General features: G+C 42.9%; 9 protein-coding genes and 1 tRNA gene. 5 read left to right on the top strand and 5 right to left on the bottom strand.

What is annotated here, in order from left to right; genetic code table 11:
- Positions 1–286 precede the first annotated feature (286 nt).
- From VB740_RS14815 to VB740_RS14825, 3 genes are all read left to right on the top strand, one after another.
- Positions 287–1,246, top strand: coding sequence for a ribonuclease Z (locus VB740_RS14815; protein WP_323200749.1), 960 nt, complete (start codon positions 287–289; stop codon positions 1,244–1,246).
- Positions 1,247–1,807: 561 nt separating this feature from the next.
- Positions 1,808–4,021 carry a polysaccharide biosynthesis tyrosine autokinase gene (locus VB740_RS14820; protein WP_323200750.1) on the top strand — a complete coding sequence of 738 codons (2,214 nt, stop codon included), beginning with the start codon at positions 1,808–1,810 and terminating at the stop codon, positions 4,019–4,021.
- A 391-nt stretch (positions 4,022–4,412) separates the two neighbouring features.
- On the top strand, positions 4,413–5,558 hold the full coding sequence (locus VB740_RS14825; RefSeq protein WP_323200756.1) for a SpoIID/LytB domain-containing protein: 1,146 nt from the start codon (positions 4,413–4,415) through the stop codon (positions 5,556–5,558).
- Between the two features lie 63 nt (positions 5,559–5,621).
- On the opposite strand, the gene VB740_RS14830 is transcribed toward VB740_RS14825, so the two are convergent.
- Positions 5,622–6,920 (bottom strand): hypothetical protein, encoded by a 1,299-nt coding sequence (locus VB740_RS14830; RefSeq protein WP_323200751.1) that lies wholly within the window; start codon positions 6,918–6,920, stop codon positions 5,622–5,624.
- A gap of 407 nt (positions 6,921–7,327) precedes the next feature.
- Between VB740_RS14830 and VB740_RS14835 the strand changes: the two genes are divergently transcribed.
- A complete protein-coding gene (locus VB740_RS14835; protein ID WP_323200752.1) occupies positions 7,328–7,807 on the top strand; it encodes a hypothetical protein in 480 nt (159 codons plus the stop codon).
- A 78-nt stretch (positions 7,808–7,885) separates the two neighbouring features.
- Here the strand turns inward: VB740_RS14835 and VB740_RS14840 are convergent.
- Positions 7,886–7,957: transfer RNA gene (locus VB740_RS14840), tRNA-Gln, on the bottom strand.
- A gap of 243 nt (positions 7,958–8,200) precedes the next feature.
- Between VB740_RS14840 and VB740_RS14845 the strand changes: the two genes are divergently transcribed.
- Positions 8,201–8,440, top strand: coding sequence for a hypothetical protein (locus VB740_RS14845; RefSeq protein WP_323200753.1), 240 nt, complete (start codon positions 8,201–8,203; stop codon positions 8,438–8,440).
- Positions 8,441–8,808: 368 nt separating this feature from the next.
- Here the strand turns inward: VB740_RS14845 and VB740_RS14850 are convergent, their stop codons facing one another.
- Genes VB740_RS14850 through ndhC form a run of 3 tightly spaced genes read right to left on the bottom strand, consistent with a single transcriptional unit; the run spans position 8,809 to position 10,422 of the window.
- The gene (locus VB740_RS14850) at positions 8,809–9,339 is read right to left on the bottom strand and encodes an NAD(P)H-quinone oxidoreductase subunit J (protein WP_323200754.1); all 531 of its coding nucleotides are present in this window, start codon (positions 9,337–9,339) and stop codon (positions 8,809–8,811) included.
- On the bottom strand, positions 9,332–10,069 hold the full coding sequence (ndhK, locus tag VB740_RS14855) for a photosynthetic/respiratory NAD(P)H-quinone oxidoreductase subunit K (protein ID WP_323200755.1): 738 nt from the start codon (positions 10,067–10,069) through the stop codon (positions 9,332–9,334). Before ndhK ends, VB740_RS14850 begins: the two co-directional genes overlap by 8 nt.
- Positions 10,060–10,422 (bottom strand): photosynthetic/respiratory NAD(P)H-quinone oxidoreductase subunit C, encoded by a 363-nt coding sequence (gene ndhC / locus VB740_RS14860; protein WP_073644368.1) that lies wholly within the window; start codon positions 10,420–10,422, stop codon positions 10,060–10,062. Before ndhC ends, ndhK begins: the two co-directional genes overlap by 10 nt.
- Between the last annotated feature and the right edge of the window lie 166 nt (positions 10,423–10,588).

Genomic DNA, 10,588 nt, shown 5'->3' on the forward strand with positions numbered 1-10,588 from the left:
TCATTTTTCAATAAAAGCCTTCTCAAATAACTTTGAGGAGGCTTTTGTTTTTGCTGAAAATCATTGGGCTAGAAAGAAATACAATTGGGTGTGGATAATTATCTAGTAACAGTGCCTTCGCGGTTCGATAAACTGAGCTTTTTAGAGATTTTTAGGTAGGTCCTGTAATCTTTATTTGGTGTTGGGTTTAAAAAAGCGATTTCCTCTCAAAAGCATTTTGCTCATTAAGCATGTCACTATAGAAAACAGAGCAGCAAATTGAGCAAAAGGAAGGCTAAAGAACACTGTGCAGATAACATTTTTAGGCACGAGTTCCGGTGTACCCACGCGATCGCGCAATGTTTCCAGTGTCGCCTTGAGATTACCCCAAAGGGCGGAACTATGGTTATTCGACTGTGGCGAAGGCACCCAGCATCAAATTATGCGGAGTGAACTGAAAATCAGTCAACTCTCGCGAATTTTTATTACTCATATGCACGGTGATCACATCTTTGGCTTGATGGGACTTCTTGCTACTTGCGGCTTGGCAGGCAATGTGGACCGAATTGATATCTATGGACCGCCTGGATTAAATGATTACATTCAATCTGCCTCACGTTACTCTCACACACACTTTTCCTACCCTATTAAAGTCCATGCTATCCGTCCAGGGGTAATTTATGAAGACGATGACTTCACCGTTAGCTGCGGTAATTTGCATCATCGCATTACAGCTTTCGGGTATCGTGTAGCCGAAAAAGACCGATCGGGACGCTTTGATGTGGAAAAAGCTAAAGCGTTGCAGATTCCTCCTGGTCGGATTTATGGTCAACTTAAGCGCGGTGAAACAGTGACGCTTCCGGACGGACGTGTGATTGATGGCACTCAGTTATGTGGTCCTACAGAAATTGGTCGAAAAATTGCCTATTGTACAGATACAATTTACTGCGATGGTGCAGTGGAATTAGCTCATGATGCAGATGTATTAATTCACGAAGCAACCTTTGCTCATCAAGATGCAGACATGGCTTTTCAGCGTTTGCATTCCACAACTACAATGGCAGCGCAAACAGCTTTAGCTGCTGGGGCACATCGACTGATTATGAGTCATTTCAGTCCCCGGTACGCTCCTGGCAATACCTTAGAATTGAAGGATCTCCTTCAGGAAGCTCGTGCTATTTTTCCTCGTACTGACATGGCTTATGATTTCATGATTCATGAAGTACCTAGGCGGCGGGAAGTAGAGTTAACCAAGGTAAATGTTTAAATTTTGGATTTTAGATTTAATATTTTATATTGAACCTTTCTAATCTAAAATTAACCAGGCTCTACATTGGAGTTTAGTAGTCTAACTTATAATATCCAGCAAACAGACAGCAGTTTAGTTTGAGGAGTAAGTCAACTAGTTAACCAATAATTTACGGTTCACTAGGTGTATCAAGAATCTACAAATATTAGAGTTTATATATTCTTACTAATATGTTTCTTATATTACAAGTTATCAAAATCACTTTATTAATATAGTAATGTTGTAAATTAGAGAATTTTTTACTTAAATACTTAGGAAAAATAATTAATTTTTCGTCAAGATTTTTCTTGCTTAAACAAAATATTTACTATAAATTTATTCTTCCAACACTGATTAAGAATTTATATGCGTGAATTGATGAACATGAAAGCACCAGTTGGCATAATATTGTGCTAACTGGGCTTGTCATTGTTGGAAGAATAATTAAGTATGCTATTGCAGCTATAGGTATAAGAAAATTCACATTTCTCATGAATCTTCCCAATAAATATAGTGTTTCGATATTAGAGGAGTTTGATAGTGGCTAAGACTAGTCTGAATCAAGACCAACAAATTACTACTTCAGCACAAAGCGCAGTTGACATCAGACAACTATCTACTATTTTGCTTCGCCGACGTTTGCTGATTTTGGGGGTTTCCTGTGTAGTTATGTCAGCTGCAAGTCTCGTAGCTTTCATTGCCAAACCTACTTACCGTAGTAACATGCAGATATTGGTGAGTTCCAATTTATCTGAAGGGACACAGTTAAATAATATTCCAGTAGGGGCAGATACTCAGGTTACTGATTCTAATTCTCAAGTTGTTGATTCCACTACTCAGATGAAACTCATGCTGAGTTCTAAATTGCTTCAGAAAGCTGTAGATTTACTTCATTCTGATTATCCTGATATTACCTTAGAGGATATCAATGGTCAAACAGAACAGAACAAAAAATCACCTCTAGAAGTGACTCCAGAAGAGGGAGGGATAGGAGCTAATAAAGTTTTTAGTCAATTATTTAAAGTTTCTTTCAATGATAATGATCCAATCAAAGCCCAAAGAGTACTTAAAGCTCTACAGAAAGTCTATCAAAACTATAACCAAGAGCAACACAAAGAACGTCTAAATCAAGGACTGGCTTTTGTAAATGCTCGTCTACCTGAGATAAAAAAAGAGGTTATTAAAGCTGATAAAGAGTTGGAAAAGTTTCGTAAGAAACATAAATTACTCGATCCTGAAGTTCAAAGTAAGATCCTGCTAGAATCTCTAGCCGATATTCAAAAACAGCTACAAAGTACTCGTGCCCACCTTCAAGATGTAAACGCTCGCTACGATAATCTAGAGCAACAAATAGCCGCCTCGTCTCAACAGAATGCACTAATTTCTTCTCGTTTAAATCAGTCAAGCCGCTACCAAACGCTATTGAGTGAAATTCAAAAGACGGAACTAGGGTTAGCTAAGGAACGGTTGCGCTATACAGACGATTACCCATCGGTACAGAAATTAAAACAGCAACGTCAAAGCCAACTGTCGCTATTACGACAAGAGGTGAAAGCTATTACTACTAGCAGTAAAGGAGAACCGCTCTTAAATGGGCAAATGGTAGGGGTCGAGCCAAAACTAGTAGACGAGTTAATTTTGGTGCAGACAAGTGTTTTAGGACTAACTGCTAATGAAAAGAATTTAGCCGAGTCAGAACAGCGACTTCGCTCTGAGCTAAACAAATACCCAAGCTTAATAGCAGAGTATAACCGTCTGCTGCCAAAGGTAGAAACTAGTCGCAAAACCCTTGAACAACTACTCCAAGCGCAACAGTCATTAGGACTGAAAATTGCTCAGGAAGGATATAACTGGCAAGTTTTGGCAGAACCTACTCTGGGTACTTACATGGGAAGCAACAGATTATTAATTTTGATGGGAGGAGCGGTAATTGGGCCGATTTTAGGTATCTTAGCAGCCCTAATTTTGGAAAAGTTTAATGATGCTATTTATTGTGTCGGAGATATAAAGAAACTGACGAACCTACGTGTGCTGGGGTCAGTACCAAAGCTACAGTTGCGTGGTGTCAAAAAGCAGCGGCTGGGCCTGCCTTGGAATAGGCGGCGAAGCTCAGATTCCTCTGTAGTAGAAGTTAGTACTAAATTACCCGTCCATGAAACCCTGGACATGATCTACCAAAATATTCAAATATTAAAATTTCCCTTACCCTTCAAGTCGTTGATGTTGACTTCAGCACTACCAGGGGAAGGAAAGACAACGTTAGTGTTAGGGCTTGTAGCTAGCGCTATTCGGATGCATCGACGGGTTTTAGTGATTGATGCTAATTTACATAATCCTAGCCTGCACAAAACCCTGGAACTATCCAATGAATGGGGACTATCTCTGTTATTAGTTGATGAGACAACTACTCATTTTCAAGATTACATCCAGCCTATTCACCCCTGCATTGATATTTTGACTGCTGGACCTGAACCAGAAGACACAGTGAAGTTGCTCAGTTCTCAACGGATGAAAGAACTAATAGAGTTGTTTGAACAAATGTATGACTTAGTAATAATAGATACTTCGCCTATTTTAGGTACAGTTGATGCCAGGATTGTGGCAGCTTTTTGCAATGGGATCGTAATGGTAGAGCGCATGGGAAAAGTGACTAAAACTGAATTGACTCAAGCAACAGAAATTCTGAGTAAGTTGAATTTAATTGGAATTATCGCTAATGAAGTGAGCAATTCTCAAAAGGCATTGGCATCCTAGCAGATCGAAGAAGATACAAAGAGTGAGAGACGCGGTGAGCAAGTCGGAGTCTTCTCCCAAAGGGAGATGCTAAAAGCGATAGCGCAGCGTCTCGTAGATAAGCGGTAGGGATATACATATGAGTGATGCTTGACGCTCTTGAAACTCTCTGTATGCCCGTGTCCTCTTTCTTTTGGGCGATTTCCAAATGCGATCGCGCATACCAGAGGTAGGCACTTTTTCCAAGAACAAGTCTCAAGATCATCTGATTTCTACCTTATAGCTAAAGCAAAATGCATACATAATTAGTAGGAGGTGGCAACCTCCTGTGTTGGAGAAGTGTCTCATCTTAAAGTAGTAGACGCCATAGTTTAAAGCGTTAATTAGATACTAGTGTGATTAGATGACCAGCATGAAATTCCAACTTTACTTAGGCTTTTTATTTTCTCAGACTAAAGTACGTTATTGGTGGGTAAGTGTTCTCTTGTGGATTGCTTTGGTTGCCCCAGCTCAAGCGTCTGTAATTCTTCGCGTGGCAATTGAGAGGGACGTTAATCAGGTAAAAGTGGGCAGTTCCACCACTGGGATTATCAAGGATAGTACCGGTCGGACTCTGGGACAGTTACCAGCGATGAGTGCATATTATGCCCAAACTATTCCTGGCGGAGTTGCTTTAGATAAGTGGCAGTCTGGTTTATTTTGGATTGAGCCAACTGGTAAAGGATTCGTTTATATTGGCGATCGCTGGTATAGAGGCAGAACTCTGGTTGTTCCCACAGACAAAGGCTTAACTGCTGTTAACTGGGTTGATGATCAAGAGTATCTCTACAGCGTTCTCGGTGGCGAAATGAATGCTAGCTGGCCTCAAGAAGCACTAAAAGCCCAAGCGATCGCAGCTCGTACCTACGCCCTCTACGAGCGAGAAAAACAACGGAAGAATCCCATTTACGATTTAGGCAATACCCCCGATCGCTGGCAAATTTACAAAGGTGTAATCAGTGAATCTCCTGCTACTTACAAAGCAGTGGATGAAACAGCAGGGCAAGTACTAACTTATAACAACAAGATTATTCTCTCAGTTTTCCACGCTTGTTCTGGAGGACACACCGAAAACGTAGAAGACGTTTGGGGAAATGCCTTGCCGTACCTGCGGGCTGTTCAAGACTATGATCAAAATATCAGCGCGTGTAATTGGGTAAAAACCTTCTCGCCCAGTGATATTAGCGCTAAATTCCCTGAACTTGGCAGTGTGACGGCGATGATTCCAGAAACCTTCTCGCCTTTCCGCAGTGTTAAAGCCTTGAAAATTGTCGGTAACAAGGGCACAAAGCTTTTACAGCGAGAAGAAGTGAGGACAGCCCTCAAGCTAAGAAGTACCCGCTTTAACGTCACCAAGGGAGCCGATGGTAGTTTTGTACTGCAAGGGCTTGGCTTCGGTCATGGTTTGGGCATGAGTCAATGGGGGGCGTACAATCTGGCTCGGCAAGGAGTGAACCATCTGCAAATTTTAGGGCATTATTATCAGGGTGTAGCTTTAACACCAATTCAGGCGAAGTAATCAGGGATTGGGCATAGGGCATTGATTATTTCCCTTATCCCCTGTCCCCTACTCCCCTGCTCCCTATTCCCCACTCCCACGCTCCAAGCGCCGTTGCCATTCAGCATCAATTTGTGCAGAACGCTCAACTTCTTGATCGAGTAAGTCAGTTTCGCTGGAATACACTAAATCTTCGTTGCCAATGACTTTTTCTGTGGCAAACTGTTGGGCATAGTCGATTTTTTGTTGTAAAGGTGCATCAGGGCTTGCCAATAGCCTTGATCTGGAAAGGCGATCGCGGTTGCGATCGCCTATTTTGCGATTACGCCACCGAATCCAGAAATAACGCAATAACGGTATACCTAAGAAACCTGCTCCATAAGCCAATAGTAGCCAATAAATTCCCTGAACAAAAGCTACCAATCCACCTAATTGAACCGCAATAGTGCCATCTCTCAATAAACTTCCCAGTACTAATGCAAGAACAAAATTTAGTACACCTAACCCAGCACTCAGCATAATTTGCCCGGAACTTGCAGCACTAAAACGCCAGGGAAATTCCTCCAAGTAAGCTGATATTGCATGACGGCGCTTTTTAGCTGCACTCACCTGCAACTCTGGAAAATAATAAACAATTTGCCCTTCTGGACTTACCGACGGTTGCCCATTAAATCGCGTCAGAACGGGCAGCATATAATCTTCGTACTCTTTTGTATATCCCTGGCCAATGTTATCCAGATATGGAGCAATTTGTTCTGCTACCACTGCACCACGGTTACTCCGAATCACCGTAGCAATTTCTTGCCAGCGACGTTCTTCTAAGTTGGCGTTAGGATTACCATCGCCAAACAAAAACGAAAACACAGCTTCAAAGAAATTCAGATTGCTTTCTTCCCGGCTTCCACGTCGCCGTTCCTGGTAGTGGGTGTCATAATTTGGGCTAAAATACCAAAATAAATTTGGAAAGTAGAAGAATCCCCCACCCCCGAAATTACTGCCCCGATTGTCACCGTCACGATCTGAATTGGCAGCATTAATGATCATGAAGATGGTAACAGTTATCAGAACGATGGAAACAGTTAAGAAAATTCCAAAAGAAATGCGAATCAGGTAAAACAGAACACTCCAGACCTTTTTCCACCATTCCTGCAATCTTAACTGGAAGTATTTATTACGCAAAATTGCTCGAAAATTTGGTGGAAAAAGGAAAACTATATCACCTGAATCCGCGACCTGCAAATGTCCGCCAGCATCAGATGCTAAGGCTAACAAGCTTTGATTAGCTTCAGCGACATTCAATCCTGCCTGGGTTGCCACATCACCAACAGTGACACGGTAGCCCAGTTTTTCCACAGCTTGCATGATGGTGGGACTGGGAGCCATTGCTCTCCCCTCCTGTTGAAACTTATTTCCCTTTTCTTAAGTATAAAGTTTTATTTTGAGCGACTTGGCAGGGATAAAGCATGAAATCATGTTCATCTATATCAAAGCCATTGCCAATCTATACTTTGAAGCTCAAGACCTTGAAGAAGGCAGGAGGCAGAGGGCAGAAGGGACAATTTCCGTAGGGGATTCAGACCCCTCCTTAATTGGGGCCACCAAATCAAAGATTGTGGTGGGGGTCTTAAACCCTTACTCCCTCCGGTCGTGGCAGAGGGCAGAAAACAGTATTCCTTCTGCCTCCTACCTTCTGCCCTCTGCCTTTCTTGATAAACCCACAAATTACTTAACACGCAACATGTTATAATTTTTGCCTCAGCCTGGTTAAACAGCAAATTTTCTGCTCAAATATGGTTCAGTACACTCTCGCTCAAAGTCCAGAAATTATCCTTACTGTTTCTGGAAAAGATTCAGTCAAAGCCCGTGACAAAGCAATGGATCAGTTGATGGAACTGATGGATGCAGGTAAGTTACCTACCGAACTAGAAGAAGGATTTGGTCCTCAACAATTAATTGAGGTTAAAGAGTCAACTATTGATACTCTTAGCGGTGAAGATACCATTACACAAGCTGTCCAGGTTCTGAGTAACTTGGCCACACTCAAGCTGAAAGTTCAAGAATCACGCTCTGAAGCATTGGAAATTCGCAAAGCGGTTGATGTTCTATTCACCGACGAGTCAGTGACAGAAGAGGAAATTACTCGGCTCAAGGAAGGTTTTAAAGTTCTCAAAAACTTTGCCCAAGCTAATGTGCGTTATCAAGAAGCGCGAGCCAAAGCAGAACAGGCTCGGCAGACTCTTGATCAAGCTCTCAAATCAGCTGAGAAGTAACATTTACAGAATTAGATGCATCTCAAAAGTGTAATAAAGACCATAAGAGACAGGTTGTTATGCCTGTCTTTAGATTTACTGGGGCGCTAGGATTCGAACCTAGGGATGGCGGGACCAAAACCCGCTGCCTTACCACTTGGCTACGCCCCAACGAACTTACTCTAGTTACTATAGCAGTTTGTACTAGGTTAATGTCAAGTACTTTTATTGTTGATTTCAGGCAATAGGTTTCACGGCAGGATATTGGTGGTCGGTTAAAAGTTACGCAAACAGGCGAAAGCACAAAGTTTAACAAGCACTCCTCCTTTGCACTTAAGGAATGAGGATTAAATAAGATCCAGAAATCGGTCATGCAATAATAAGCTGAATCTGCCCATTGAATTCTTCGATTCTATGACTCCGTATTCATCCAAGATTGAGCAGCAAATGCAACGACTATATTCGTCCTTAAACGAGAAAGATCGTCGTCGCTATGCCGCGATAGAATCCATCAAACTGGGATGGGGAGGAATAAGTTATATCAGTAACCTGTTTGGTTGTGATTATTATACGCTTCGGCTGGGAATGGAGGAGTTAGACGATAAAGCGGCTATGAGTATGAGCAAAATTCGCCGTCAGGGCGGCGGACGCTAAGACCAAGATAGGGCTTCAGGTGTTTACAACGATTTTAGATGGCGTATACAAGACCGGTCGCAAAGTCACAGAGGAGTTTAAGTAGATGATGGAGATTGTATTTGACGATTATTTGCCGCAATGGAATTATACAGCCGTACCGCAGATCCAGTAATTATGGATCTTATTTAATCCTCATTCCTAATTAATATCCTCAAGGCAAGTGAGGCTGAAATACCTACAAGTTATGAATTACAGCAAATTTTGTCAACCAACTTGACATGAAACACCAAAAACATAACCCCTCTCCGCCACCGGAAAGGGGTTAATCACTGCCGAAACCACTATCTTGTACAGACGCGATTCATCGCATCTCTATTCAGCAATCTCTAATAAGCATCTTGCAACTCGTAGAAATCAGGCGAGATGTAATCCTTCCGCAAAGGCCAACCTACCCAATCTTCCGGCATCAAAATCCGCTTGAGATTTGGGTGTCCTTCGTAAATAATACCGAACATATCGTAAGACTCGCGCTCTTGCCAATCTGCGGTCTTCCAAATCCAGTACACAGAAGGCACTACAGGATTTTCCCGTGGTAAGAACACTTTAACTCGAACTTCTTCGGGGCGATCGCTATTATCACCGACTTTAATCAAGTGATACATACTCACCAATTCTTGTCCTGGACCAAGGTCAATACCACCTTGACACTGAAGATAATTAAACCCGTAGGCATAAAGGGCTGTAGCAGTAGGAAGCAAGAAATCTGCCGCTACCTTAATTATCTCTACACCATTTTTGTCTGGTGCTAAAAACTCATGGTCAAAGCCATTTTCCGTCAACCACTGGGAAACTTTACCCGCTTGTACCAATGCCTCTTCTTTCGCTGCTGGTACTGGTTTAGATTCTTCTTCAGCCACGGGTTTGTTCCTCCTTTTGCGCCTTTTCTGTCAGCAGTGCAGGTGGTATTGGCATACCGATTGCTTCCGTCAATTCCTTCGGTGGTGCATAGCGAGTTTCTGACTGCAAATACTTACCAGTTAAGATTTCATCTACCGGCTTCAGGTTATGAGCCGTGCTGTAGTAGCGGTGGGTTTGCTTAATTTTATCCCGCTCTTGCATCGATTCATTGGAGATTTTCTTTCGCAGCTTAATGATTGCGTCAATAATTGCTTCTGGACGGGGAGGACAACCAGGCAAGTACACATCTACAGGAATCAGTTTATCGACTCCGCGCACTGCCGTGGGGGAATCAACGCTGAACATCCCGCCAGTAATTGTACAAGCACCCATCGCAATTACATACTTCGGCTCTGGCATTTGTTCATAAAGACGCACCAGTTGGGGAGCCATCTTCATCGTAATAGTCCCTGCCGTAATAATTAAATCGGCTTGGCGGGGGCTAGAACGGGGAATTAGTCCAAAACGGTCAAAGTCAAATCGGGAACCAATTAAAGCTGCAAACTCAATAAAGCAGCAAGCCGTGCCAAACAGCAACGGCCACAGACTAGAAAGCCGCGCCCAGTCGTAGAGGTCATCAACCGTCGTCAAAATGACGTTTTCTGAAAGGTCTTGAGTGATTGTAGTCCGTTCAATCGGGTTGATGATTCGCTCTTTGTCCTGAGTTGTTAAGTTAGAATTCAAGACCATTCCAAAGCTCCTTTACGCCATGCGTAAACTAAAGCGACTACAAGAATTGCAATAAAGACTAGCGCTTCAATAAAAGCCAATAGCCCCAAACGGTGGAAGGCTACCGCCCAAGGATACAAGAATACAGTCTCCACATCAAAGACGACGAAGACCAAAGCAAACATGTAGTAGCGGATGTTGAACTGAATCCAGGCTCCCCCGATGGGTTCCATGCCAGATTCATAGGTGGTGCGACGTTCTGGGCTGTAACCACTGGGTCGTAGGAGCTTGGAAGCTGAGAGCGCTAAGGCAGGGACTAGGCTACAGACTATGAAGAAGCCTAGAAGGTACTCGTAACCGCTGAGGACAAACACAATGAGTATCTACCGCTTATGGAGTATTTTAAGTTGGGAGGGGGGAGTGGGGAGTGGGGAGTGGGGAGATGAGGGAGCAGGGGAAGCAGGGGAAGAATAACTATTGATTTTTAACCAATGCCCAATGCCCAATGCCCAATGCCCAATGCCCAATGCCCAATGCCCA

This window comes from Nostoc sp. UHCC 0251, assembly GCF_034932245.1.
In the GTDB taxonomy this organism is placed as follows: domain Bacteria; phylum Cyanobacteriota; class Cyanobacteriia; order Cyanobacteriales; family Nostocaceae; genus Nostoc.

Excerpts from the sequence above, each read along its gene's own strand:
- VB740_RS14830 (WP_323200751.1), bottom strand. The coding sequence starts at position 6,920 with ATGGCTCCCAGTCCCACCATCATGCAAGCTGTGGAAAAACTGGGCTAC.
- ndhK (WP_323200755.1), bottom strand. The coding sequence starts at position 10,069 with ATGGTCTTGAATTCTAACTTAACAACTCAGGACAAAGAGCGAATCATC.
- VB740_RS14825 (WP_323200756.1), top strand. The coding sequence starts at position 4,413 with ATGAAATTCCAACTTTACTTAGGCTTTTTATTTTCTCAGACTAAAGTA.
- VB740_RS14835 (WP_323200752.1), top strand. The coding sequence starts at position 7,328 with ATGGTTCAGTACACTCTCGCTCAAAGTCCAGAAATTATCCTTACTGTT.
- VB740_RS14845 (WP_323200753.1), top strand. The coding sequence starts at position 8,201 with ATGACTCCGTATTCATCCAAGATTGAGCAGCAAATGCAACGACTATAT.